This window comes from Thalassobius sp. MITS945101 (assembly GCF_047123305.1).
Classification (GTDB): Bacteria; Pseudomonadota; Alphaproteobacteria; order Rhodobacterales; family Rhodobacteraceae; genus Thalassobius.
In genome coordinates this window covers 1,234,070-1,258,637 of sequence record NZ_CP138918.1, presented here as the reverse complement: position 1 = coordinate 1,258,637, position 24,568 = coordinate 1,234,070, and the positions used below count along the sequence as shown (strand labels likewise).

Sequence of the window (24,568 nt, the reverse complement as noted above, 5' to 3'; positions counted from 1 at the left end):
CAGTCCTCATGACCCTATCAACCGCGCTGACCACGGCGCTCACCGGCCTCAATGCCTCGGCGCGCGACGCGGCAACCGTGTCCTCCAATCTCGCCAATGCCCTGACCGAAGGCTATGCCCCCCGCAGCCTGAACCGGGCCAGCAGCCAGTTTGGGGGGGTCAATCTGAATGGGGTCACCCGCCATATCGACGCCGCCCTGTTGCAGGACCTGCGCGGCGCCAGCGCCGGACTGGCCGGCGCCGAAACGAAACAGAATATGCTGTCCCGCCTGCAGTCCCTGGTCGGCACCCCAGGGGAGGCCAATGCGCTCACCACCGCGGTAGATCAGTTTGAAAGCAACCTGATCGATGCCGCCAACCGCCCCGATCTGGAGCTGCGATTACAAACCGCAGTCCAGGCGGCGGGCACGCTGGTGACGCGGCTCAACAGCGCCTCGGACGGGGTGCAGGCGCTGCGGCAGGAAGCGGATCACGCCATCGCCCGCGAGGTGGAGGGCCTGAACCGCGCGCTTGGACAGGTCGCCGAATTGAACCGCGACATCACCGCTGCGCAGCTGCAGAAACGAGACGCCTCCGCCCTGATGGACCAGCGGCAGGCGTTGATCGACCAGATGTCAGAGACCCTGCCGCTGCGCCAAATGCCGCGCCCAAACGGCGCTGTAGCCCTGATGAGCACCGGCGGCAGCCTGCTACTGGACGGCACAGCCCGCGCTTTAAGTTTCACTCCCAGTCCTGCGGTTGCTGCACATATGACCCAGGCCAACGGGCTGCTGTCTGGTTTGCAGATCAATGGCACCCCGGTCAGAACCGACCCCACGGGCAAGATCGGCGGGGGTCGGCTGGCCGCTCTGTTTGATCTGCGCGACAGCCAGCTCGCCTCGGCGCAAACACAGCTCGATGCCTATGCGCTTGATCTTGCGTCCCGCTTTCAAAGCGGCGTGGACCCCACCCTTGCCCCCGGTGACGCGGGTCTGTTCACCGAAACTGGCATGGTGGCATCCGCCGGCGCCGGGCTGGCCAGCAGATTGCGCCTGAACCCGCTGGTCGACCCCAACCAGGGCGGGGCAGCCTGGCATCTGCGCGACGGTCTGGCCGCCGCAAGCCCGGGCGAGACCGGTGATGCCACACTGTTAAACGCCATGCTGGACAGGCTGAACGCCGCTTCAACGGCCAGTCCTCTTAGCAGTGCGGCACAGTCGCATCGGGACCACGCTGGCAGTCTGGCAGCGCTGTTCGCCGCACCAAATGTCACCGCCTCCAACAACCACAGTTACCACGATTTCCGCCACGCCGCCCTGCAGGAGGCCGCTCTTGCTGAAGGCGTCGACAGCGACGCCGAACTGCAACGGCTGATGCTGGTGGAACAGGCCTACGCTGCCAACGCCCGCATCATCGAAACCGTGGATCAGATGCTGCAAACCCTGATGAGGATTGGCACATGAACCGTTATGCAATTGGCGATCTCAGCCAAAGCTGGGTGAGCCAGCGCAACAACAACCTGATAAAGTCCCAGATCAACCGGCTGAACGCCGAGCTTTCCAGCGGCAAAGCAGCAGACATCCCGGAGCATCTCGGCGGGGATCTTGCACCGCTGGCCGCGCTGGAGGCGGATCTGAGCCGCACCCAGAGCTTTATTTCCGCCACCCAGACTGCCAGCAATCTTGCCAGCGCGCTGCAAGAAACGCTGCAGCAAATTCAAATGGAGTCTTCGGATTTCTCGACCCAGTTGTTGATCGCAGACGGGCCGCTGCAACAAATGGCCCTGCCACTGTCACAAGAGGCCTCAGCGCGGTTGTCCGATGTCTCCACCCTGTTGAACACACGTTATGCGGGCCAATCCCTCTTTGCCGGGGCGGCAACAGGCCAGCCGGCCGTGGCTGACGCCAGCATCACTTTGTCAGGTCTGTTTGCAGCCCTTGGCGGCGACACTTCACCCAGCAATATCCGTCAGGAAGTCGACAATTGGTTTTCCCCCGGCGGCGGTTTTGATGCAACCGGGTATCTGGGCAGTTCAACCCCGGCAAGCGGGCATCGGCTGGACGATTCCACTGAGATCTCGCTGCGTCTGACGGCTCACGCCCCCGCGTTCCGGCAAATGCTCAGCGGGTTAGCCCTCGCCGCGCTGACAGAACATGCCTCTGCCGCAGACCGCGGCCAACTGCTCAAGGATGCCGGTGAGATCCTGATCCAGGCAGAGGCCATGCTGGGCGATGACCGTGCCACGTTGGGGTTTGCCGAACAGCGGCTCGCCGCCCATCAAACCGCCCTTACGGCACAGGCCGACGGCTATGAAATGGCCCGTGCAGCGCTGATCGGCAAAGACCCTTTTGAAACCGCCGGTGCCTTACAACAGGCCCAGACTCAAATGGAGCTGCTCTATACCCTGACCGCGCGCATGTCCTCCCTAACCTTGGTGAATTTCCTCCGATGAAACCTCTTGTTCTTACTCTTGTTGCCCTTATTGCCTGCCCCCCTGCGCAGGCCAACCCGATCCGTCTGAAGGACCTGGTTGAATTCAGCGGTGTGCGGGGCAACGATCTGGTGGGCTATGGCCTGGTGGTCGGCCTCAACGGCACCGGCGACGGGCTGCGCAATGCCCCTTTCACCGAAGAAATCATGTCCAACGTGCTGGAGCGTTTGGGGGTCAATGTGACAGGTGAACAGTTTCGCCCCAAAAACGTGGCGGCTGTTTTTGTCACGGCGCAGCTGCCCCCCTTTGCCCGTGCAGGCAGCCGGATCGACGTGACCGTCTCCGCCATCGGTGACGCCAAAAGCCTGATGGGTGGCACCTTGGTCATGACACCTCTGAACGCTGCCGACGGGGCAATTTATGCGGTGGCTCAGGGCACCATCATCGCCGGTGGCGCCGCTGCCGAGGGCGATGCCGCCCGCGTCATCGAAGGGGTGCCAACGGCCGGTGTGGTGCCCTCAGGTGCATTCGTCGAGCGGGAAGTGGATTTTTCCTTTGCCACTTTGGATCAGCTGCAACTGGCCCTGAGGGAGCCCGACTTCACAACCGCCCGGCGGATCGAAGAGGCGATTAACCGCGAATTTGGCCGTGCCGCCGCCCTGATGACGGACGCAGGATCGGTGCAGCTGGATCTTGGCGCCACCGGCACCCGCTCCGCCGCCCATGCAGTAGAGCGGATCGAAAACCTACGTGTGGCCCCTGAACGCAAGGCCCGTGTGGTTGTAGACCAACGTTCTGGCACCATTGTTATGGGGGAAGACGTCCGGATTTCGCGGGTGGCCGTGGCCCAGGGCAACCTGACCCTGCGGATCGAAGAGACCCCGATCGCGGTGCAGCCCAATCCCTTTGCCGAAGGCGAAACCGTTGTTGTGCCCCGCACCCAAGCGGCACTCGAAGAAGACCCGGGCACCGGGTTGGCGGAGGTCGACGGCAGCACCAACCTGTCTGATGTGGTGGCGGGATTGAATGCGCTGGGGGTCTCTCCGCGGGATATGATCGATATTCTGAAAAGCATCAAAGCGGCCGGCGCGCTGCATGCGGAGTTTGTGATCCGCTAGGCCCTAGCCATAGCCACGCACCAGTGCCTCTGCCAGCAAACGCCAGCCATCGGCCATCACAAAGAACGCCAGTTTGAACGGCAGCGACACCACTGCCGGCGGCACCATCATCATCCCCATCGACATCAACACCGCTGCCACCACAAGATCGATGATCAGAAAGGGCAGAAAAATCAAAAACCCAATTTGAAAGGCCCGGGAAATTTCCGACAGCAGGAAACTGGGCACCAGTAGTGACAGCGGCGCGTCTTGGTTCAACAGGCTGTCAGCTGTCTCGGGACGCAAAGCAGCCAAAGTCACATAGGTTTCCCCATCGGTGCGCGCCGCCATGAACCCGCGCAGTGGGGTCAAAGTTTCCGCAACAGCGGTCTCCAGCGGGATCTCCTCCGCGATCAGAGGCGCTATGCCCATCTGCCAAGCTTCCTCAAACACCGGGGCCATGATGAAGTAGGTGAGAAACAGCGCCAGGCTGACGATCAACATATTGGGTGGTGCCTGCTGCAGGCCCAAGGCCTGACGCAGAATCGACAGAACCGTGACCAGAAACGGAAAACAGGTGAGCATGATCGCAAGCCCCGGCGCGATGCTCAGCACCGAGATCAAGGCAAACAACTGCACCCCCCGCGCAGTCAGGCCGCCCCCCCCTTCCAGCGCCACGGTCACGGATTGCGCCGCAACGATGCTGGGGCACAACAGCAAACCCGCCAGCGCCAGCAGTCCCGTTGTCGACAAAAGCCTCAAAGGAGTCCCTCGCCCCCTGTGGCGACCTGGGTTAACCGGACAACCAGGCCTGCCCCTTCCCCTTCCGCCGCTTCCTCCAGCTGGCCCCGGGCGATCAGCCGCTCTCCGATGTAGAGTTCCACCGGGTCGTCAATGCTGCGATCCAGCGGCAGCACCGACTCTTCGGTAAGCGCCATCAGCTCGCCAATTTTTGGCCGTGCCCGACCAACCGACACAAGCACTTCGATTGGAACGGATGAAAATTGCGGGGTGTCAGTCACCGGAAAGCTCCTTTTGGACAACATCAAGATGGGCTTGCAAAATGGCAGAAACGGCCTGCTGAACCGCGTCGAAATCAATCTGGCTAGGCCCTGCAGCCGCCCGCACCCGCATCTGTCCATCTGACAGCGCCGGGTTAGATTGCAGAGCAACACGCCCGCCTGCGTGGAGTTCGGTACGCGACAGTACTTCGCAACAAGTCGGCATCGCCGCCGGGGACACTTCGATGGACAGCGGGGCCGCGGTTTCATCCGCAAGGGCCGCGCACAGAATTTCGCCAAGCCGCAAGGCAACGGACTGCTGCAAGGCCGCGGCATGAACAGTCTGCAAAACCTGCTCAATCAGGGGCAACAGCTGAACCAGCGCGCTCGCGTAAGCTTCATCATAGGTGAACTGCAGGTCGCGCAATCGCTCTGCGGCTTGCGAAACCGTTTGAGCTTCAGCCTCTTCGTCGGTGCGTAACGCATCTTCCTGCCCGGCATGATAGCCTAGGGCAAAGGCCCGCTCCTCCGCCGTTTCAACCCGTGTTGTTGCGACAGTATCGGCATCCTCGGCCAACTGCCGCACAATATGAGAGATGCTCATCCGCGCTGCTCCGGCCGGTCTTCAAGCCAGCTGCGCAGAATTTCCACGGTGTCGTCCTGTCGCTCGCTGATCAATCCGCGCAGCCGCTGCACCGGGTCTGCGTCCGGTGCCTGGCCCGGGATTTCAGAGGCCGGGTCTGATCCCTCTGCCGCCCCCTCTGCTGCGGTCTCCAGCACTTCGCCGCTCAGTGCGGGCGAAGCGATTTGGGGCAGAGGAGGTGGGGCCGGGCGGCTGAGAACCGGGCGCACCACAAAGATCAGCAAGGCAAGCGCCACCACCGCAAGAATGGCCATCTGCAACAACGTTAACAGATCCAGTGAAGACAGGTTCACCCATTGAAAGGCAGCTTCGGTGCCGGTTACATTTACCGGTTCAAACACCATTGATTTCAAGGTGATCTGGTCGCCGCGATCAGCAGAAAATCCCACGGCAGAGGCAACCAGTTGCTCAAGCGCGCCAAGTTCTTCGTCGCTACGCGGCGCGAAACTGTCGTCCTCCGCCACGCCATTCACCAGCACCGCGACAGTCACCCGCGCGATGCCTCCGGCCTGCCTGACAACCTCTCGCTGCACCTCGGACAGGTCGTAATTTGCCGATTCGCGGCTCTGCGAACTGTTTGACGTTCCTCCGGTGCCCGTTTCGCTGTCGCCAACAGGCAGGTTTGACGCAACCGAGACATCTGATGCCCCATTTTGAGATTGCGAAGTATTCTCTTCGGTTTCGGATTGAATCAGCACTCGGCTGTCAGGATCGACCCGACGTTCCAGAATGGATTCGGTCTGCGAAATCCGCTCAATGCGCAGTTCCACCACCGCATTGCCCGGTCCAACCCGCGCCTCCAACAGGCGTTGCACCCCCTCGCGCATGGCTGTTTCCTGAGCGTTCTCAACACCAATGTCGTCGCCGGAGGCGCCCCCGATCACACCCTTGCGCCCGTCGATCACCACCACGTCTTCGGGGCTCAGCCCTGCAACCGCGCTGGCCACCAGAAACCGCAACGCCTGTGCCTGGTCCGCGGCCAGAGCCGCACCGGTTGTCATGACCGAAATCGATGCGGTGGTCTGCGCATTGCGCTGAAACGGAGCTGTGTTGCCGTTGCCAATATGCACCCTGGCCGTCTGAATGTTTGCGCTGGCCACGATGGTGCGGGCCAATTCGCCCTCTTTCGCCCGCCAATAGGCCGCATCGAACATCGCAGCCGTGGTGCCAAAGCCCGTTAACCCATCCAACAGCTCGTAACCGCTGGCCCCGTTGGCAGGTAGACCTTCGCTGGCAAGGGTCATGCGCAACTGATCCCTCTCGGCGCTGGTCACATAGATAGCGCCACCGCGCACCTCAAACGGGCTGCCACGCTGTTCCAGCGCAGAAATCACGTCCCCCGCAGCGGCACTGTCCAGCCCAGCATAGAGCAGCGTCATCGACGGCTTGCTCGCCAAACGTGTCACCCCCAGGACTAGGGCAAAGACCAAAAGCGTCGCCACACCGACGATCACCCGCTGCCGCACCGGCATCGCGGACCATATCTGACGAATTTGTTGCACGGACATCCTCCGATAAAGGGGCGTTTTGCCCCGACATCTTCAGTTTCGCTGCCGAGCCTTAAGATTCGGTTAGTGGCTTGGCGCTTATGAAAGAGAAAGCGAAAGAGAGGACGTCCCGATGGCGAATGCCGAAACCGAGCCTGCAAAACCGTCTATGAAAGTCCCCTTGATCTTGGGGCTATTGCTGGCGTTGACCAGTGCAGTTGGCGGCTTTTTTCTGAGCAGTAACAACATGCTACCCTTCTTCTCTGCGCCGAAATCTGGTGTGCAGAATCCGGTGGCTAACTTGCAGGCCGCCCCGAGTGTCATCGGGCAGGCGATCCCCGAATCGCCCAGTTTTGTCAGCGTGCCGCCGCTGCTCATAAGCCTCGGTGCGGGATCTTCCTCGCGGCATTTGCGGTTCGCCGCCACCCTGGAAACATCGCCCGGCACAGCGGAACATGTCGAAGCGGTCATGCCCCGCATCATCGATGTGCTCAACGGCTACCTGCGCGCCGTCGAAACCGCTGATTTTGATGACCCCGCCGTTCTGACCCGTCTGCGCAAGCAAATGTTGCGACGGGTTCAACTGGTTACGGAAACGGGCCAGATCAGCGATCTTCTGATTTCCGAATTTGTCTTAGATTAGAGGTTTTTATGGAGTTCATTGCAGACATTCTTTTGGTTGCTGGCGCTCTTGGCGCGGCGTTCTACTGTGTCGTTCTGTCCCGCAGATTGAACCGGTTCAACAATCTGGAAACCGGCGTCGGCGGGGCTGTCGCGGTGCTCTCGGGTCAGGTGGATGATCTCTCCAACATGCTGGCCACGGCGCAGAAAAACAGTTCGGCCTCAGAAGCCCGGCTGCAAAAACTTGTCACAGAGGCGGAAGAAACCGCCGCCCGACTGGAACTGCTGCTGGCCTCGTTGCACGACCTGCCCGAACCCGCTGCGCAAATGCCGTCAGAAGAACCGATGTTCAAACGCCACCCCGACCCGGATCAAGGGGTAGTGACATGAGCCGGCGCAACGGCAAAGGCACTCTGCCGTTGATTGCGGGACTGCTTCTGGGGTCCGCCTTGCTGCGCGTTGGCATCGGTGCCGGGGACGCCCTGGCCAAGGCGCCCGCGTCGTTGCCCCCCGACCCTGAGGCGATCGCAGAAACCTGCCCGGCGGGCGAAGACAGCGCAGCCTTGCTGGCGGTTTTGCAGCGGCGCGCGGCGCGTCTGGATGAGGACGAAGCACAAATGGCACAGCGCAAGGCGACCCTGGATCTCATCGACGCAGAGGTTCGCCAACAGCTTGCGGCCCTCGAGGCCGCAGAGAATAGCTTGGCAGCCACAATTGCCGTGGCCGACACTGCGGCCGAAGCGGACATTGTGCAATTGGTTGCCGTTTACGAGGCGATGAAACCCAAAGATGCGGCCGCGCTGTTTTCCGAGATGGAGCCGAATTTTGCCGCTGGCTTCTTGTCACGCATGGCACCCGAGGCCGCCGCGGGTGTGCTGGCGGGCATGGCGCCTCAGACAGCCTATTCGATTTCCGTCTTGCTGGCCGGGCGCAACGCCGCCGCCCCTAAAGAATAGCCCCAAACCAACCCCAGAAGGTCGCCAAGGACAAGGAACACACCAATGCTCGGATTCATCGGAATTGCTGTCATTTTTGCCATGGTCTTTGGTGGCTACCTTGCTGCCGGGGGTAAATTTGGGATCATCCTGAAATCACTGCCGTTTGAGATGATGATGATCGGTGGCGCCGCGACCGGCGCCTTTCTGATCAGCAATGACATGGCGGCGGTCAAACACACGCTCAAAGACATCGGCAAGGTTTTTAAGGGCCCCCGATGGTTTCATGCAGATTACCGCGATCTCCTATGCCTGTTGTTTGAGCTGATCCGCCTTGCCCGCGCCAATCCGGTCGCCGCTGAGGAGCACATCGAAGCCCCACAAGATTCGTCAATTTTCACCCGCTACCCCAAGATCCTCGCCGATGCCGAGGCTGTGAACCTGATCTGCGACACCATGCGGTCGGCGGCGATGAACTACGATGACCCGCATCAGGTTGAAGAAGTGCTGGAAAAGCGGTTGGACGCCAATCATCATCACGCCCTGCACTCCAGTCACGCATTGCAGACCATGGCCGACGGCCTGCCCGCCCTGGGCATTGTTGCCGCGGTTCTTGGGGTGATCAAAACGATGGGTTCGATCGACCAACCGCCTGAAATTTTGGGAAAAATGATCGGCGGCGCGCTGGTCGGCACGTTCCTTGGGGTCTTTTTGTCTTACGGGCTGGTCGGCCCCTTTGCCGCCAAGGTCAAAGCCGTGGTGGAAGAGGATCAGCATTTCTATCACCTGATCCGCGAGGTGCTGGTTGCCAATCTGCACAATCATCCCACCAACATCTGCATCGAAGTCGGGCGCCAGAACACACCGTCGCATTGCCGCCCCAGCTTCACCGAACTTGAAGATGCGCTGAAAGCGACAAAACAGGAGGCCGCATGAGGCACATCGCGCTCTACGCAATCGTTCTCGGGCTGTTTTTGGGACAAGCCGTGTCTGCGGCCCCTGTGATTCTGCGGTCCGGTGAACATGGTCCGTTCACACGACTGGTTCTATACTTGGATCCGGATCAGAAGTGGCAGGTAAGCCAATCCGGGCTGACCACACGGATCGACTTACTGGGCCTTACCGAAGACGTTGATATTAATGGGGCTTTCAGCCGAATTTCCCGTGAACGTCTGACCGACATCTCTTTGGAGGATGGCGCCGTTCTGGTGGCAACCCGCTGCATCTGTGCCTTCGAAAGTCGCGAGGCCCCGTTGAACAGAACAACCACATTGCTGATCCTCGATTTCTTTGACACGCCGCGTCCATCTACGCCCACGCCCGACCCCCAAACAGCCCTACCGCCACAAACTCAGGCTGTCGCCGCATCGTCTGGCCAAACCGGGACTTCTGATCGCGATGATCCCCCCGCCGTTGTTCTGCCCTATCTTTTTGAGCCACCATTTGCTGCACCCGTTCGGGCCGAGGCTGTGTTGTCTCAGCCGACTCCCGTCACTGAGATGGCACAGCCAGCAAGCACGTCCCGCTTATTGTCCCAGCTTGAAAGGGGTGCTGCGCTGGGATTGATTGTTCAAACTCCGGAAATGCCCTCGGATGCAGGGGAACTGACCCCGTTTGAAACCACCTCGACCAGCTTGCACTTCAAGGTCACCGACAGCAGCGCAGTGCCGCCCCGGGATGTGGCAGCACAGCCGCCCGCCCTTGAGGAATGTGTCCTTTCTGGATTTCTTGCGCCTCAAAACTGGGGAGTCCCGGGGCGGTTTGTCGATGGGCTGGAGTTGCTGCGTGATGACACGACCTGGCAAACTGCGGAAGCGCAAAACGCCAAGCTTGCCTCGCATTACCTCCGTTTTGGCCTCACCACCGAAGCAAATACCCACCTGGCGGAGTTGCCGCCTGGTCGTGAGAAAACCGCCTATCTTATGGTGATCGCTGCGATTGATCAGGGCCCGGCTCCGGCAATCGCGTCCTCACATCTGTTTTGCGCCGGACCTGCGGCGCTCTGGGGGTTTCTACTGGAACAAGATCTTGCGCGCTTAAAATCTGCCCCGGCGGCGACAATTCTCCAGAGCTATCTGGCATTTCCAAACGCCCTTCGGGACGTGCTGCGCCCCAGTCTTACTGATCAATTGCGACACGCGGGTTTTGAAACACAGGCAGATGCGGTGCAACGCCAAGCAAATCGGCTCCTCACTGACCATGACACAAACCGCCCGCCCGAGCCGCTGTCGAATCTACTGGACGGTGGCAGTCAGCCTCCAACCCCCGACACTCTACAGGAAACTGTTCAACAGGCTGCACACACAACAGAAGACACAGCTTCAGCAGAGTTGATTGACAGTTATGCCTTTGAATATCGACACGAAAAACCGGCGCAGGTGCTGCAAGAAGCTGCCATCCTGTCTTTGGCGGACGCCGGTGATTTTCGGGAAGCCTTCCGCAGGTTTGCAGTTTTGGCCAGTGACGAGCCTGTGCCCGATATCGCATTGCCCCTTTTCACAGCTTTGACCACATCTGCTAACGATCACACCTTCCTCCAGATTCTGACGGAGCAGTTAGAGGATGGTCACCCCCCACCGGAGCAATCTGTGGCAGCGATCCGGAAACGTGTTCAAAACATGGGGTTTGAAGAACTTGCGGCACGGCTGCCGCAAGCGCCCCCTCTTGACGCCTCCCCCCTTCCAGAAGCCACCGTTTTAGAAAAACCTACCCTCGCGACTCACAACCTGAAGCAAACAGCACCAGCAGCGGATCTTGCCCCTTTGGCGCACGGCCGCGCGCTGGTCCAAGGCGCTTCTGACTTGCGGCACAAATATTGGTCACTGCTGGACGCCACAGCGCCAGAGGGGTCCTCCCCCTAAACCAATTGCTAACCAAATGCCGCTATTCTGATCCAGCCCAATGCCCCAATAGCGATGTGAGAATTTATGAAGGCCGCCACTTTCCGCCCGACAATATTGTTGGCCGTCGCACTGATGGTCATCATCATCATGATGATCCTCCCTGTGCCTGCGTTTGTGCTGGACATCGGGTTGGCTGCGTCGTTTGCGCTTGCTGTGTTAATCTTCACGGTCACGCTCTTTGTTGAGAAGCCTTTGGATTTCTCCGCTTTCCCCACAATATTATTGGCCGCGCTCATGCTGCGGCTGTCGCTCAACGTTTCCTCTACCAAGCTGATCATCGGCGAGGGCCACACCGGCACCCAGGCCGCAGGTCGGGTCATTGACGGCTTTGCCAGCTTCGTCATGAACGGCAGTGTCTTCCTCGGCCTGGTGGTCTTTGGGGTGCTGATGATCGTCAACTTCATGGTGATCACCAAAGGCGCCGGACGGATGGCCGAAGTTGGCGCGCGTTTCGCACTTGATGGTATGCCGGGCAAGCAGCTGGCTATTGACAGTGATCTGTCCTCAGGCGCGATTACCCATGAGGAAGCCCGCCAAAGACGCCTGGAAGAACAACAGGAAACCACTTTTTTCGGCTCCCTTGATGGCGCCTCAAAATTTGTCAAAGGCGATGCCGTTGCCGGGCTTTTGATCACCCTGCTGAATTTGGTGATGGGACTGGCAATGGGTGTTCTGGTCCATGGGATGCCCGTCGGCGCGGCGTTTGAAACCTACACAATCCTGACCGTCGGCGACGGGCTGGTAACACAAATTCCCGCGGTCATTATTTCGATCGCTGCCGCCTTACTGTTGTCTCGGGGTGGCTCGGTTGGGGCAACGGATCAGAACCTGCTGGGGCAGCTGGGGCGTCACCCGGCCGCACTGATGACGGTTTCCGCGCTGATGATCGTCTTCGCAGTTGTCCCTGGTCTCCCGTTTCTGCCTTTCATGACCGGTGCGCTATTGCTTGGCGCGGGCGCCGTCGCCCTGCAGCGACAGCACGGCGATGCTGATGGTCCTCCAGTGGCTGACACGCAGCCCGTGCCCCCCAAAATCGGCGACATTCTGGATGTTGACGAAATCCATGTCGAATTTTCGCCGGATCTGATTCCTCTGGTGTTAGATCAAGGGACAGGTCTGGACCTGCGCATCAACAACATGCGGGAGCATATCGCGCGCAGCTTTGGCCTCATTCTGCCGGAAATCCGGTTGACCGATGCCGCCTCTCTACCGCCACACACCTATGTGATCCGCCTGCATGGCGTCGAACAGGCGCGGGCGCGCCTGCAGCCTGGCAAATTGCTGGCTTTTGCCGCCGAAGAGGGGGCACTGCCCAGCGGAGAGGACATATTGGAACCGGTCTATGGGGCCCCCGCCCGCTGGATTTCCGAAGAGGTTTCCCAAGCAACTGAGGTCACGGGCAGCACCATCGTGACCCCCACCGAAGTTCTGGCCACCCATCTGCTTGAGCTGGTCAAACGCAACCTCGGCAGGTTGCTGGGGCTCAAGGCCCTACGGCGCCTTTTGGACGAAATGGTCAGCCTCAGCGACCCAGCCCGCGCCGCGGCCAATCAACGGCTGATCGATGAGCTGGTCCCAGACAAAGTGCCGCTGGACTGTTTGCATGCCGTCTTGCGCCTGCTGCTGGAGGAACAGGTGTCGATCCGCAACCTGCCGCTCATTCTTGAAGCTGTTGCAGAGGCGCGGCGCAGCGCAAGCGATCCGGTTCAGATCTGCGAGCTGGTGCGTCAACGCCTTGGCTTCCAACTCATCTCCGATCTGCGGCGCCCGGATGGCACACTGCCGCTCATGCAGTTGGATCAGGCCTGGGAAACGCATTTTGAAACCCATCAGATCGACACACCGCAGGGACCCGGAGATGTTGCCCTGCCACCGGATCTTTTTCACAAACTGACTGAATCCATTTCCTCAAAATTAAATGAAATCAACAACAAAGGGATTTTCCCGGCGCTGGTAACCTCGGCGCCACGTCGCCGCTTCCTGCGCACGGTGTTGAATGCCGGACAGATCAGCGCGCCGGTCTTATCCTTTGAAGAGATCGGCCTTGAGGCCAAACCCGCCCTCGCAGGCCTGGTGCCCGCGTGACAGACTTGGCCGCCGTCCAAGCTCTGATGGATGTGGGGGTCTGGCACGGGCTGATCGTCTTTCTTCGGGTGGCACCAATGGTGGCCCTTTTGCCTGGGATCGGCGAACGCTCGGTGCCCGCGCGCGTCAAACTCGGCCTTGCCATCGCCACCACCCTGCCCCTGGCGGCTCTGCTACCGGTTGCCCTCAACACGCCTCCGGATCTGGGACAATTTCTGCCCTATGTGTTTAGCGAAACTCTGGCAGGTCTGACGCTGGGACTGGCGATCCGACTGATGCTTCTTGCGCTTCAAACAGCTGGCGTGATGATTGCGCAGGCCACCTCATTGGCGCAGATCCTGGGAAATGCGGGGGTGGAACCAATGCCCGCCATCGGTCATCTACTGGTCATATCCGGCATCACCCTGGCGATGATTTCCGGCGCCCATTTGGAAGCCATCACGCTGTTGGCCACCTCCTATCAGGTCTGGCCGGCCGGCAGCTGGCCCGTTCCCGCTGACCTCATGCGTTTGGCCAGCGACACCGTCGCGGCCTCTTTTGCGCTCGCCTTCAGTCTCAGCTTGCCGTTTCTGGCCGTTTCCCTGCTTTACAACGTCATGCTGGGGGTGGTGAACCGTGCCATGCCGCAGCTGATGGTCGCTTTCATTGGCGCACCTTTGATCACTTTGGGGGGCATCGCGCTCATCTTTCTGCTGGCACCTGCGATGCTGATGGCTTGGCGAAACGCACTGTTTTTCCTGCTTGAAAATGGGGTGCCGCCCAATGTCTGAACAAAAAAGTGAGGAAAAACCGTTCGAAGCCAGCGCCCAGAAATTGCTGGAGGCGCGCAAAAAGGGGAACCTTGCCAAGTCTGCGGATCTTGGCACTGCCACAGCTTACCTCGCCCTGGTGATCGCAATTGCCACCCTGGGATTTCTGATGGTTCAGCAATTTGGCACCTCTATGCACGGTGTTTTGTCACGGGCTGCTGCCCTGTCTCATGCGGATCTCATGCAGTCCGGCGGCTGGCTTGGGCCGATGGTGCGGCAAGCCCTGCTGGCGGTCCTGCCGCTGCTTCTCTTGCCCGCGGCGGCCGCGCTGCTCTGTTATGCGGTGCAGCGGGCGATCGTGTTTGCCCCCAGCAAGCTGCGGCCCAAAATCTCCAGAATTTCGCTGGTGTCGAATGCCAAAACCAAATTCGGAATCAGCGGTCTGTTTGAATTTGCAAAAAGCTGCCTGAAACTTCTGGCCTATGCGGTCTGTCTTGGCCTTCTGCTGCACGCCAACCTGCCCTCGCTGGGAGAGACGCTATGGCTGGCACCAGCGATTGGACTGCATCGCATGTTTGCCACGCTGCTCCAGTTTCTCACCCTGGCCTGCGGGATCATGTTGCTGATTGGGGCCGTTGATTTCCTGTGGCAGCGCCATCAGCACCTGCACCGTCAACGGATGACGGCACAGGAGGTTAAGGAAGAGCTAAAGCGCAATGAAGGGGATCCCCAGATCAAGCAGCAGCGCCGGCAGAAGGCGGTCAGCATTGCCGCAAACAACATGATGCAAGAGGTACCGCGCGCCGATGTTGTGGTGGTGAACCCCACCCATTATGCCGTTGCCCTGAAATGGAGTCGGAAACCCGGAGAGGTGCCGATCTGTGTTGCCAAAGGGGTGGACGAAATCGCCGCGCGCATTCGTCAACGTGCCATGGAACATGGCGTCCCGATCCACGCCGACCCGCCAACCGCCCGGGCGCTTTTTGCCAGCACGGATCTGGGTGCGCCGATCCAGCCGGACCACTACCGCGCAGTTGCCGCCGCGATTCGATTTGCAGAAGCCATGCGACAACGCGCTCAGAGCCGTGCCCCAACGGCCCATCAAGACAGGCCCCGCCGATATGACTCGTGATTTCAAACAGCTTGCGGATCTCACCGCGCTGAAGTTCCAGATCGAAAGTCGGGCAATGGCCCCGATTTGCCAGCAGGAACAAGACCTCACGGCCGCCCTGACAAAACTGCGACAAGGTGCTAAAGCCGCGCCTCCGTCGGGTCTTGGCGCCTATCAGCTGCAGGGTTTTGATGCCGCCTGGCAGCACTGGGCCGGTGTGAAGGCGCAACGTCTCAATCAGGCCCTGGCGCAAACTCGTCTGCAAAAAGAGCGAAAGCGCGAGCAGCTCGCGCGGAGTTTCGGGACACAGCAGGTTGCCGCGGCTCTGCTCAAAACAGGGCGTTAGTTTTCCTGCCGCGCGAAATCAGTGATCAGAACAGAATTCACCTTGTTGCCAAGCGCGTGTTTTGCCTCTGCCAGCAGGGACTGGCGCAGCAGATCGATGCGCTCGCTTGCGGTGAAGTTGCCGCTGAACCCACCTAGATTTGCGTGGTCAAACAGCGCTTTCAAAAACCCGTCCCGCAGTTTTGGTTCGCGACTATAAACAAATTCTCCATAACCGGTCAGCACTTCCAGGCTGAGCGACATGACCACCAGCGCTTCAACCCTGCCCTCCTGCACCACCGGGACCACAAACTGGTTTGGCAATTTGACATATTCGAAGCCTGCACCGTCTTCCGTTTCAGCGGTTACCGTCTTCTTGACGGCTTCGGCACCTGTCGTGCCCGTCATCTTGGCAGATTCCGTTGCGATATCGGCACTGGTCGGGACAACCACTCGGCTGGCCGCCACGCCGCCGGCAAAGCCAAGGAACGCTAGTAGGAGAGGCAGGAGAAGTCGCATCGGATATCCTCAGAAAGGCAGAATGGCGTCCAGCACCTGCTGGCCCACACGCGGTTGCTGCATGTCGGTGATCTGCCCGCGTCCACCGTAAGAGACCCGCGCGGCAGCGATTTTGTCATAGGTGATTTCATTGCGGCGCGAGATGTCTTCGGGGCGGACAAAACCGGTCACCAACAACTCGCGCATTTCGAAATTGACCCGCACCTCCTGCCGACCTTCGATCGACAACACCCCGTTGGGCAAGACGCTGACCACGGTTGCCGCCACCCGCAGCGCCAATTTTTCTGAACGGCTGACGTCACCTTCGCCGCTAGAGCTGCTGTTCGACCCGATCGACACCGCCTCCGCCATGCTGGCCCCGTCCGGCAAGCGGCGGTCGATGCGCTGTGGAATGCCAAAAAGCTGAGGAACCCCAAGGGTTTCGCTGCCTTGGCGCGCGCGGCTGCTAGAGTTGGAAATCTCGGCCTTATCGTTGATTTCGATCACCACCGTCATGATGTCCCCACGTTTGATCGCCCGCCGGTCCCCCAGCAGAGACCCCTGCGCGCCACTCCAGAGCGAGGCCCGATCAACCCGGCGCTGACCTTCAACGGAAATCGGCAAACCCGGATCAAGCATCGCCCGCTGTTCGGCACCGCCCTGCACCTCGGAGAATTCGGGCACGCGGCCAAACTCCGAAGAGGTGCCACAGCCAATGAGTAGGCATGGCAGAAAGACAGTTAAACACCTGAAAAACATCGCAAATACCTCAATCACCCAATTGCACAGAACCGTCCGCCATCACCTGTCCCGAAACGGTTTGTCGCGAGGCAAGGTTCATCACCCGGATCCAATCCCCGGGACCTGCACGGCTGAGGGCGCGGCCTTCGGCTTCGATCACCAAACCCGCACGGCGGTAGCGAAGCGGGACAACCTGATTGCGCTCCACCACCGCGGCGGGACCAACATCGCCCTGACGCACCGGACGCCCGGCATAGATCGCAACACGAGTTTCGAGACCCACAACCTGTGCCAAATCGCGATGAGCGCCGGAGATGTCGCCGGGTTTCAACAGCACATCCTGCGCCGTGATCTGGCTATGCGCCCGCAGATTGCGCGCCGCCACAACCGTGTCCGCAACAGGCAGCACCGGGGAAACAACCAAACCAATCAGCAAGAGAACACGCAGCATCAGCGCACCTGGGTTGTGGCCGCCAGCATTTGGTCGGCTGCGGTGATTACCTTGGAGTTCAACTCATATCCGCGCTGGGCTTCGATCAGCTCGGTGATTTCACGCACCGCATCGACCGAGCTTTGTTCGAGATACCCCTGCCTGAGCGTGCCCAAGCCATCGGCACCGGGATTGCCTAGTTGTGGGGCACCACTGGCTTCGGTCTCGGCAAACAGGTTGCTGCCCAGCGCCTCCAGCCCTTTGGGATTGGAAAACCCGCTGAGCAGGAACTGACCCAGCAGTTGAGCCTCAGCGCTGTCATTGAAATAGGCGTAGACCTCGCCGTCGGCGTTCACCGAAATGGCACGGGCATCGGCCGGAACGGTGATTTCCGGCGACACCGGCAACCCGTCAGAGGTCACAATGAGCCCGTCGCCCGACCGTTTCAGCGCCCCGTCGCGGCTGTAGGCGGTCTGTCCCGAGGGCAGCGTGACCTCAAGATAGCCATTGCCTTCGATCGCCAGATCCAGATCGCCCCCAGTCTGGGCGAGGGCGCCCTGGCCAAGCTGCACCGACACGGCGGAGGGCCGCACCCCAAGGCCAAGCTGCACCCCGGTCGGCAGCACGGTACCGTCGGCTGCATTGATGGTTCCGGCACGGGCCATCTGTTGATAGTGCAGGTCGGCAAATTCGGCGCGGCGTGGATTGTAACCAGTAGTCGACATATTGGCGAGGTTGTTCGAGATCGTCTCAACCCGCATTTGCTGGGCCAGCATTCCGGTGGCAGCAATCTTTAAGGCACGCATCATTCTTCTCCTGATTCAGAGGGTTGCGGGGTTAACGGCTCATCGCTTCAAGGGCGCGGCGGATCCGTTCATCTTCGGATTTGAGAAAATTCTGCCCCATTTCATAGGCGCGCTGGACTTCGATCATGCGGGCAATCTGGCTGATCGGATCAACGTTAGACTGTTCCAGAAACCCCTGCACCATGCGTGGATCCAACACCGGATCAAACCCGCCGTCGCTGGCAAACATCACCCCGTCCTCACGGCGCAAGCCCAGCGGATCGAGCGGTTGAAACACCCCGATCTGCCCGGTGGGCGCCCCATCAGCTGATAGGGTTCCATCGGGGGCGATGTGATAGCTGCGCGCCCCCGGCGGCACAAAAACCGGGGTCTCACCGGTGTCCAGTAGCAGGTAGCCATCCGGAGTCATCAACTCACCCGTCGCGCTGGGCACAAAAGCCCCGGCGCGGGTCATACGTGGCCCAAGCGGCGTTTCGACCAGAAAATACCCCGGCCCCTCAATGGCCAGATCAAAGCTGCCGTTGGTCTGGGTCAACGCCCCCTGCTGCGCCGAGGTGTTCGGCACCGAAGCCGTGGCCATTGACAGCCCGTCCTGAGGCGCCAGCCGGGCCACATGTTCGGCGAAAATCAGCCCCTCCTGGCGGAACCCCGTGGTGGCCATATTGGCAATGTTATTGGCGATCACCTGCATCTCACTCAACAGGCCATGCTGGCGGGTCAGGGTGGCGTAATTGGCGTTGTCCATTGGGTCCTTTCCGGATCATCCGCCCCGGATGATCGGCACAAGTTGCATCTGGAAAAACGAAATCAGAGTTTCTGACATGAAGCCCATCGAGACCCAGAACACCGCCACAATGGCCAGCAGCTTGGGCACAAAGGTCAGGGTCATTTCCTGAATTGAGGTCAGCGCCTGAAACAGGCCGATTACCAGCCCTGTCACCAGTGCCACCGCAAGGATCGGCGCGGCGGTTATGATCGCCACCCCCAGCCCCTGCCGCAGCGTGTCATAAAACAGCGCCTCCTCCAGCATCAGACCGGCATCCGCAGGATTTCCTGGTAGGCCTCAACCACTTTGTCGCGGACGGTCACCGCGGTTTCCACCGCCAATTCGGTCTGCGCCAGAGCTTGGACCAGCGCATGCGGATCGGCGTCGCCAATCATGGCAGATGTCGCTGTTGCCTCGCTCTGCTCCAGCGCCTGCACAAAATCCTGCGCCATGCTCTGCAGGGCCTCGCCTGCGGGGGGCGCGGGTTCTGTGGCGGGACGGTTTGCGGCGTATTTCATCGCCGCCAAGGGGGATCTGATCTCCATTCTGAATGCTCCTTCTCCGGGGATTCCGGGTTGCGGGTCCGGATTCTCCGGCCCTAATCCGATCCTTTTGACCGGTTTTTAACCTTCTGTTTTCAACGTTTTTGCACCGCTATCGCCGCAGCAAATCCATCAAGCCACGCGCCATCTGACGGGCCTGATCAAACATCTTCAGATTGGCCTCATAGCTGCGTTGCGCTTCTCGGGCGTCGGCCACCTCCACGATCAGATTGACGTTGGAGCCTTCATAATGGCCACTGTCACCGGCCAGCGGATGAGACGGGTCGTAGATCTCTTGCAGCTGCGACGGATCCAGGCTCACGCGGCCGGTTTTCACTTCGGCAACCTGACTGCGGGGCGCAGCAGCACGGTAATCTGCCTCAAATTGCACCGATTTACGCCGATAGCCCGGGGTGTCGGCGTTGGCGATGTTTTCGGACACGTGCCGCAAGCGGGTCGCCTGCGCCTTAAGCCCGCTGGCCGAGACCGAAAGGGATTGGGAAAAATCACTCATCTCGCCCCCTATCGCCGACCCAGAACACTGCGCAGCAGGCCCAACGCCGACTTATAGATTGCCAGCGCCCGCTCATGATCGCGCTGCACACCGGTGGCTGCCACCATTTCATGTTCCAATGAAACGCTGTTGCCATTGGGCGAGGTTGCGCCGGGGCGTGCCACGGGGCGGATGTGCCCCAGCCTGCCCTGCCCGGTCTCAGCGCTGGCGCGATACGCCTCCGCAAAACTGGGCAGATCGCGGGCGCGGTAGCCCGGTGTGTCAGCGTTAGCAATATTCTGTGCGATCAACGCCTGTCGTCGCCCGGCATGCACCGCCATGCCCTGCGCCAACTGGAAGATCTGGATTTTTTCAAACATCAGCGAGTCTCCTCATCTGCTTCAACCAAGGCTTAACCCCGATTCCTTTAGAAATTGTTTTCAGAAAAATTGGAGCGAGATTGATGCAGATGCCGACCATCCCCGACCTGACCGATCGCATTGCCGAGATTGCCCATCAGCACCCGCTGGGCTGGGTCAATGGGATTGAAAAAGGACTCATTTCTATCAAAGACTTAGAAGGCCGGGCCGCGTTAGGTGACCGCGTAAAACTGCACCTCAAGACGTCACGTTCTGTATGGGGAGATGTGGTGAGATTGCGCGAAAATTGCATTGAAATTTTACCGGATGGCAGCTGTGACGGCCTGTCTCTGGGCGATTCGGCCACCCTGCACCCGCCCCTTACGCTTGGCCCCTGCGCGCAATGGATCGGGCGGATCATCGATTCAACCGGCGCGCCGCTGGATGGCCGGTCCCTGGTACACGGCGTCCCGCGCGCCCTTGCCGCCCCCCCACCTGCCCCGGCGCAACGGCGTGGTTTCGGCAGCCGGTTGCGCAGCGGCATGACTTGCTTCAACACTTTATTGCCCATTGTGCGCGGCCAGCGCATCGGCCTTTTTGCCGGTTCGGGCGTTGGAAAATCCATGCTTCTGGCCCAGTTCGCCCGGGCGCTGGAGGCAGAGGTGATCGTCCTTGCTCTGATCGGAGAACGCGGACGCGAGCTGCGGGATTTTGTAGAAAACACTCTGGGCCCTGACGGCATGAAACGGACGGTCATTTTGGCCGAAACCTCGGATCGCCCGGCGCTTGCGCGGCGCAGATGTGCCGCCGCGGCCGTCACTGTTGCCGAATATTTTCGCGATCAGGGCAAACAGGTGCTTTTGCTGATGGATTCGGTCACCCGCCTGGCGGAGGCGCATCGCGAGGTGGCGCTGAGCACGGGCGAAACCGCTGGGTTTCACGGCTTTCCCCCCTCCACACCGCATCTAATTACGGCGCTGTGCGAACGGACTGGCACTGGCGTTGTTGGGCAGGGCGACATCACCGCCGTGTTCAGCGTGCTGGTCGCCGGCTCTGACATGGAGGGGCCGGTTGCCGATATTCTACGGGGGGTGCTGGACGGTCATGTGGTGCTGGATCGCGAGATTGCCGAACGCGGGCGCTACCCGGCCATCGATCTGCTCCGATCGGTATCACGGGCCCTAACACTGGCAGCGACCGAAGAGGAAAACCAGACGATTGCCCGGGCCCGTCAGCTGTTGGGACTCTATGACAGCTCTGCCATGATGATCCGCGCTGGGCTCTATGCAACGGGATCAGATCCCGAACTGGACCGCGCAATTGCCGCTTGGCCCGAGTTGGACCGGTTTCTGGCACAGGAAGAAAGCGGCGATATTACGGACAGTTTCAATCGGTTACGGCTGATCCTCAAACGCGCAGATCGGGCGGTCCCGCAAAGCGCCCCCTGACTCTCAGCCTCTCTTAATCCGGGACGCAACTGATCAACCGCGTGCATTGGATTGCAGCAACGTTAAAGCGACCGCACCGGCACTGATCTGCCGGACCGCAGCCGCCTGTTGGGTCAACAAATACCGATCTATCAGCTGATCCCGCAGCTCCGTCTCTGCAAGAGCCGCCAGCCCGTCTTGCGAAAACTGCGCAGCAAACCGTGTTTTAAACACCCCCAGCTGCTGATCCAGATCGATCTGACCAAAACTGGCGGGCAGCCCCAAGGCCGCTTCGATCACCCGGCGCAGCGGGGCTTCGCCCATGATCCGATACCATTTGGCATCCTCCGATCCGGCTGCGCTGACCACCTCAGATAACTGCCGCTGGGCATAAAGCGCCATGCGCAGATCATCGTTCTGCGCCCCCACTGCAATCTCAAAATTTTGCGCCTGATAGCGATCGGCAATCTCTTCAGCGAACCCAGGTTCCGCCACCCGCGACACAGGTTGATCGAACCCAAAGGCCGCGGCCAGCGCCTTGTAACGGCTGTCACTCAGCTTGTTGGCTAGAGCTTCGGGGGCTGTTGCCCCCTCCTGCAGGAGGCGTTCGATAAAGGCGCGGCTGGAGATGTCATCGGACAGACCAAACGCGCCCAAGGCCACCCCAAGCAACCGGTAATCCCCGACCAGTTGCGCCGGCGTTTCGATCTTGGCGATTCTGTCCTGAAAATACTGGATATCGCGCTGCAACTGGGGCTGCGCCGCAAAGACCGCCGTCTGGTCCGTCAGGCTGCGCGTCAGAAACCGCCAGCCCGCAAGCCCGCCGCCGGTCAGGATCGGCTGGAAACTCACGCCCGGGCCGCAGCCAGCAAGCGGTCTTCCCGCGGCAGCAGCGCCCTCAGGGATTTCAGACAACGATAAAACTGGTCTTTCAACACCGCCTCGGTTGCCTCAGTCAGGTGGCGGCGGCTGTCCGCATCGGTCAAAACCCGGCTCAACTCTTCGATGCGGCGCAGCAGTTGCAGGCGCGACACTTCGGGATCGGCATCGCCGCTCAGCACCAGCTGGGTGGCGTAACATAACCGCCGTACCGGTGTGTTGGCCTCCTCGGGATGCAGCGCATCGCGCAACCGCAGGATATGGGCGTCAGGTGTGAGGATACACAGCCGTCCCCGGCGATCGCCGTTTTCCAGAACCGCGCCATTGATCAACAGCCGCTCTTTCGGGCTCAGTTTCAGCACAAGCCCACTCATGCCCGGTCTCCTTTGCTATGCAGGCCGCGCATGATTGCCCTGTTCACGTCAACTAGCGTCGCGACATTGGCCTGGCCCTGCAACACTTTGGCACTGTGCATAAAGGTGAACTCTGCCAGGTATAAAATGTTGGCCTTTAACACCTCTGGCAGAGGGTTTTCTTTTGCGGCCACATCGCAGGCCAACACGGTCCAAAGCTGCCGATTGCGGTGCAGCGCCTGGGCCAGCGGCGCAAGGCCAGCGGTGGGGGGGCGGTCCGACAGCGCGGCCAGTGCCTGAGTGACCTTGGCAAAAGCGGCATATTCCACCCGCCTTGGGCTTTGAACCGCGGGGGAGGGTTCTGAATAGGCGCGGCGCGCCATCAGTTCGGGTTGCACAGCAAAGTCCTTCCGGTGGTCGAGGGAGCAAAATCTTCAAAGCGCCGCCAAGCCTTGATCGCGGGGCCGCTCTGATTGGGATCGCGTTAACGGAGGGTCAGGGGCGCGAAGGCCACGCCCCTGAATAGCCTTACCGGAACAGCGACAGGATCGACTGTGGCGCCTGGTTGGCGATCGACAGCGATTGGATCGCCAGCTGTTGCTGCGTTTGCAGCGCTTGCAGGCGGGCCGAAGCTTCCTCCATGTCGGCATCAACCAACGCCCCGATGCCAAGGCGCAGCGAATCCGTCAGGTTGGAGATGAAATCCGCCTGAGTCGCAATCCGCCCTTCGGCCGAACCGAAGGTCGACGCGGCCGAGATCGAGGTGTTGATCAAGGCTTCAACCGTCGCCAACGCCGCATTGGCCCCGGTGCCGGTGGACACGTCGATGCCATCCATCGCCCCCAGCCCCCCTGCGCCCTGGTTGGTAAACTGACCACTGATGGTCATATCCAGCGTGCTGTTGTTGGTGAAATCCAGGGTGCCGGGCGTGCCGCTGTCATAATCGACAACCAGATCGGCAATGTTCAGCGCGTCGATCTTGTTTTTCAGCGCAATCGCAATGATGTCTGCCGTGGTGGTTGCCGCGACATCATCCGCGCTCACCGTGTAGGACACGGTCTGCCCGGACACCGTCAAGCTGACCGAATCCCCGGTGGCAAAGGCTGGACCGTTTTCGGCGATTTCCACCTGTTCGTTGCCGCCCCCCGCATCCAGGTTAAAGGCCACAGCATCCCCGTTGCCCGATGCCCCCGCAGAGGATCCTGACAAAACGTCCTTTGCCGTATAGCCGCCGGTGGACATGTCCTGACCGGTCACCGTGATCGACGAAGCGGTTACCGTGCCGGTGCCGGCGCGATCCAGCGAGGCCAGCACATTGGTGGTGGCGGTGGTGCCATCCACCAGGTTGAGCCCGTTGAACTGGGCTGCACTGACCACCGAGGCCACCTGATTTTTCAACGCTGTTACATCCGCGTTGATCTTGGCGCGATCCACGTTATCGCCCTGTGCGGCAACAATTTTCTGTTTCATCTGGTTCAGAAGATCGGTGATCGTTTCAGTGGCCGAACGTGCCACGGCAACGGTGGATTGCCCCAGCGACAGGCTGTCCGAAATGGCGCGGAAGCCGCCCACATCGGTTTCCATCACCTTGGAGATCGCCCAGACCGCCGCATTGTCCCGGGCCGAGCTGACCGATTTACCGGTCGAAATCTCATTCTGGGCGCCTGCAAGGCTGGAATTCACCATCTTCAATGTCTGCAGCGCCACCATGGCGCCGTTGTTGGTCAAAATGCTGGACATAAGCATTCCTTCTTCAGTCTTGGCCGGTTTCACGGCCGTTTCCACATCCCGCCCCCAAGGACGAGTCGACTGTCTTTCTGACCTTTACAGCCCGCTCTTTTGCAGAGCCGGGACCGTGCCACCCTCAAGAGGATGCGCCGTCAACATGGGGTGGAAAACCCTAAGAGA

30 protein-coding genes are annotated in these 24,568 nt (G+C 60.4%); 13 read left to right on the top strand and 17 right to left on the bottom strand.

Features of this window, described 5'->3' with window-relative positions:
- Window positions 1–8: 8 nt before the first annotated feature.
- From flgK to SIC14_RS06430, 3 genes are read left to right on the top strand one after another with little or no spacing between them, the layout of a single operon-like run.
- Entirely contained in the window at window positions 9–1,442 is a 1,434-nt protein-coding gene (gene flgK / locus SIC14_RS06440) for a flagellar hook-associated protein FlgK (RefSeq protein WP_412565001.1), read from the top strand.
- Complete coding sequence (locus SIC14_RS06435; protein WP_412565000.1) at window positions 1,439–2,431, top strand: flagellin; 993 nt, start codon at window positions 1,439–1,441, stop codon at window positions 2,429–2,431. Before flgK ends, SIC14_RS06435 begins: the two co-directional genes overlap by 4 nt.
- On the top strand, window positions 2,428–3,528 hold the full coding sequence (locus SIC14_RS06430; protein ID WP_412564999.1) for a flagellar basal body P-ring protein FlgI: 1,101 nt from the start codon (window positions 2,428–2,430) through the stop codon (window positions 3,526–3,528). Before SIC14_RS06435 ends, SIC14_RS06430 begins: the two co-directional genes overlap by 4 nt.
- Window positions 3,529–3,531: 3 nt before the next feature.
- On the opposite strand, the gene fliP is transcribed toward SIC14_RS06430, so the two are convergent.
- From fliP to fliF, 4 genes are read right to left on the bottom strand one after another with little or no spacing between them, the layout of a single operon-like run.
- Window positions 3,532–4,269 carry a flagellar type III secretion system pore protein FliP gene (fliP, locus tag SIC14_RS06425; RefSeq protein ID WP_412564998.1) on the bottom strand — a complete coding sequence of 246 codons (738 nt, stop codon included), beginning with the start codon at window positions 4,267–4,269 and terminating at the stop codon, window positions 3,532–3,534.
- Window positions 4,266–4,529 carry a FliM/FliN family flagellar motor switch protein gene (locus SIC14_RS06420; RefSeq protein WP_412564997.1) on the bottom strand — a complete coding sequence of 88 codons (264 nt, stop codon included), beginning with the start codon at window positions 4,527–4,529 and terminating at the stop codon, window positions 4,266–4,268. The genes fliP and SIC14_RS06420 overlap by 4 nt, the downstream gene beginning before the upstream one ends.
- Window positions 4,522–5,112: a hypothetical protein gene (locus SIC14_RS06415; RefSeq protein WP_412564996.1), complete on the bottom strand. Its 591-nt coding sequence runs from the start codon at window positions 5,110–5,112 to the stop codon at window positions 4,522–4,524. Before SIC14_RS06415 ends, SIC14_RS06420 begins: the two co-directional genes overlap by 8 nt.
- Window positions 5,109–6,659 (bottom strand): flagellar basal-body MS-ring/collar protein FliF, encoded by a 1,551-nt coding sequence (fliF, locus tag SIC14_RS06410; protein ID WP_412564995.1) that lies wholly within the window; start codon window positions 6,657–6,659, stop codon window positions 5,109–5,111. The genes SIC14_RS06415 and fliF overlap by 4 nt, the downstream gene beginning before the upstream one ends.
- A gap of 112 nt (window positions 6,660–6,771) precedes the next feature.
- Between fliF and fliL the strand changes: the two genes are divergently transcribed.
- The 9 genes from fliL (at window position 6,772) to SIC14_RS06365 (ending at window position 15,388) form a co-directional block, all read left to right on the top strand.
- A complete protein-coding gene (gene fliL / locus SIC14_RS06405; protein WP_412564994.1) occupies window positions 6,772–7,281 on the top strand; it encodes a flagellar basal body-associated protein FliL in 510 nt (169 codons plus the stop codon).
- An 8-nt stretch (window positions 7,282–7,289) separates the two neighbouring features.
- Complete coding sequence (locus SIC14_RS06400) at window positions 7,290–7,649, top strand: hypothetical protein (RefSeq protein WP_412564993.1); 360 nt, start codon at window positions 7,290–7,292, stop codon at window positions 7,647–7,649.
- On the top strand, window positions 7,646–8,215 hold the full coding sequence (locus SIC14_RS06395) for a MotE family protein (RefSeq protein ID WP_412564992.1): 570 nt from the start codon (window positions 7,646–7,648) through the stop codon (window positions 8,213–8,215). The genes SIC14_RS06400 and SIC14_RS06395 overlap by 4 nt, the downstream gene beginning before the upstream one ends.
- A 45-nt stretch (window positions 8,216–8,260) precedes the next feature.
- The gene (gene motA, locus SIC14_RS06390) at window positions 8,261–9,130 is read left to right on the top strand and encodes a flagellar motor stator protein MotA (protein ID WP_412564991.1); all 870 of its coding nucleotides are present in this window, start codon (window positions 8,261–8,263) and stop codon (window positions 9,128–9,130) included.
- Window positions 9,127–11,055, top strand: a complete 1,929-nt coding sequence (locus SIC14_RS06385) for a hypothetical protein (protein ID WP_412564990.1) — start codon at window positions 9,127–9,129, stop codon at window positions 11,053–11,055. The genes motA and SIC14_RS06385 overlap by 4 nt, the downstream gene beginning before the upstream one ends.
- Before the next feature lie 66 nt (window positions 11,056–11,121).
- Complete coding sequence (gene flhA, locus SIC14_RS06380; protein ID WP_412564989.1) at window positions 11,122–13,182, top strand: flagellar biosynthesis protein FlhA; 2,061 nt, start codon at window positions 11,122–11,124, stop codon at window positions 13,180–13,182.
- A complete protein-coding gene (locus SIC14_RS06375) occupies window positions 13,179–13,952 on the top strand; it encodes a flagellar biosynthetic protein FliR (RefSeq protein ID WP_412564988.1) in 774 nt (257 codons plus the stop codon). The genes flhA and SIC14_RS06375 overlap by 4 nt, the downstream gene beginning before the upstream one ends.
- Window positions 13,945–15,063, top strand: coding sequence for a flagellar biosynthesis protein FlhB (locus SIC14_RS06370; protein ID WP_412564987.1), 1,119 nt, complete (start codon window positions 13,945–13,947; stop codon window positions 15,061–15,063). Before SIC14_RS06375 ends, SIC14_RS06370 begins: the two co-directional genes overlap by 8 nt.
- Entirely contained in the window at window positions 15,053–15,388 is a 336-nt protein-coding gene (locus tag SIC14_RS06365) for a hypothetical protein (RefSeq protein ID WP_412564986.1), read from the top strand. The genes SIC14_RS06370 and SIC14_RS06365 overlap by 11 nt, the downstream gene beginning before the upstream one ends.
- Here SIC14_RS06365 and SIC14_RS06360 read toward each other — a convergent pair.
- The 9 genes from SIC14_RS06360 to SIC14_RS06320 form a co-directional block, all read right to left on the bottom strand.
- Window positions 15,385–15,885 (bottom strand): flagellar basal body-associated FliL family protein, encoded by a 501-nt coding sequence (locus tag SIC14_RS06360; RefSeq protein WP_412564985.1) that lies wholly within the window; start codon window positions 15,883–15,885, stop codon window positions 15,385–15,387. The two genes, SIC14_RS06365 and SIC14_RS06360, sit on opposite strands and share 4 nt — an antisense overlap.
- Before the next feature lie 9 nt (window positions 15,886–15,894).
- The gene (gene flgH, locus SIC14_RS06355; RefSeq protein WP_412564984.1) at window positions 15,895–16,623 is read right to left on the bottom strand and encodes a flagellar basal body L-ring protein FlgH; all 729 of its coding nucleotides are present in this window, start codon (window positions 16,621–16,623) and stop codon (window positions 15,895–15,897) included.
- A gap of 10 nt (window positions 16,624–16,633) precedes the next feature.
- Window positions 16,634–17,056, bottom strand: coding sequence for a flagellar basal body P-ring formation chaperone FlgA (gene flgA / locus SIC14_RS06350; RefSeq protein ID WP_412564983.1), 423 nt, complete (start codon window positions 17,054–17,056; stop codon window positions 16,634–16,636).
- Window positions 17,056–17,841, bottom strand: coding sequence for a flagellar basal-body rod protein FlgG (gene flgG, locus SIC14_RS06345; protein WP_412564982.1), 786 nt, complete (start codon window positions 17,839–17,841; stop codon window positions 17,056–17,058). Before flgG ends, flgA begins: the two co-directional genes overlap by 1 nt.
- Before the next feature lie 31 nt (window positions 17,842–17,872).
- Window positions 17,873–18,586, bottom strand: a complete 714-nt coding sequence (locus tag SIC14_RS06340) for a flagellar hook-basal body complex protein (protein ID WP_412564981.1) — start codon at window positions 18,584–18,586, stop codon at window positions 17,873–17,875.
- 15 nt (window positions 18,587–18,601) lie between these two features.
- Window positions 18,602–18,871 (bottom strand): flagellar biosynthetic protein FliQ, encoded by a 270-nt coding sequence (locus SIC14_RS06335; protein ID WP_412564980.1) that lies wholly within the window; start codon window positions 18,869–18,871, stop codon window positions 18,602–18,604.
- Window positions 18,871–19,152: a flagellar hook-basal body complex protein FliE gene (fliE, locus tag SIC14_RS06330; RefSeq protein ID WP_412564979.1), complete on the bottom strand. Its 282-nt coding sequence runs from the start codon at window positions 19,150–19,152 to the stop codon at window positions 18,871–18,873. Before fliE ends, SIC14_RS06335 begins: the two co-directional genes overlap by 1 nt.
- A gap of 109 nt (window positions 19,153–19,261) precedes the next feature.
- On the bottom strand, window positions 19,262–19,663 hold the full coding sequence (gene flgC, locus SIC14_RS06325) for a flagellar basal body rod protein FlgC (protein WP_412564978.1): 402 nt from the start codon (window positions 19,661–19,663) through the stop codon (window positions 19,262–19,264).
- Window positions 19,664–19,671: 8 nt separating this feature from the next.
- On the bottom strand, window positions 19,672–20,022 hold the full coding sequence (locus SIC14_RS06320; RefSeq protein WP_412564977.1) for a FlgB family protein: 351 nt from the start codon (window positions 20,020–20,022) through the stop codon (window positions 19,672–19,674).
- 83 nt (window positions 20,023–20,105) lie between these two features.
- Between SIC14_RS06320 and SIC14_RS06315 the strand changes: the two genes are divergently transcribed.
- The gene (locus SIC14_RS06315) at window positions 20,106–21,449 is read left to right on the top strand and encodes a FliI/YscN family ATPase (protein WP_412564976.1); all 1,344 of its coding nucleotides are present in this window, start codon (window positions 20,106–20,108) and stop codon (window positions 21,447–21,449) included.
- A 33-nt stretch (window positions 21,450–21,482) separates the two neighbouring features.
- Here SIC14_RS06315 and SIC14_RS06310 read toward each other — a convergent pair whose 3' ends face one another.
- The 4 genes from SIC14_RS06310 to SIC14_RS06295 all read right to left on the bottom strand — a co-directional run bounded on the left by SIC14_RS06310 (window position 21,483) and on the right by SIC14_RS06295 (window position 24,400).
- Window positions 21,483–22,280: a DUF1217 domain-containing protein gene (locus tag SIC14_RS06310; protein WP_412564975.1), complete on the bottom strand. Its 798-nt coding sequence runs from the start codon at window positions 22,278–22,280 to the stop codon at window positions 21,483–21,485.
- Entirely contained in the window at window positions 22,277–22,681 is a 405-nt protein-coding gene (gene flbT / locus SIC14_RS06305) for a flagellar biosynthesis repressor FlbT (protein ID WP_412564974.1), read from the bottom strand. The genes SIC14_RS06310 and flbT overlap by 4 nt, the downstream gene beginning before the upstream one ends.
- The gene (gene flaF, locus SIC14_RS06300) at window positions 22,678–23,058 is read right to left on the bottom strand and encodes a flagellar biosynthesis regulator FlaF (protein WP_412564973.1); all 381 of its coding nucleotides are present in this window, start codon (window positions 23,056–23,058) and stop codon (window positions 22,678–22,680) included. Before flaF ends, flbT begins: the two co-directional genes overlap by 4 nt.
- Before the next feature lie 130 nt (window positions 23,059–23,188).
- Complete coding sequence (locus SIC14_RS06295) at window positions 23,189–24,400, bottom strand: flagellin (RefSeq protein WP_412564972.1); 1,212 nt, start codon at window positions 24,398–24,400, stop codon at window positions 23,189–23,191.
- Window positions 24,401–24,568 lie beyond the last annotated feature (168 nt).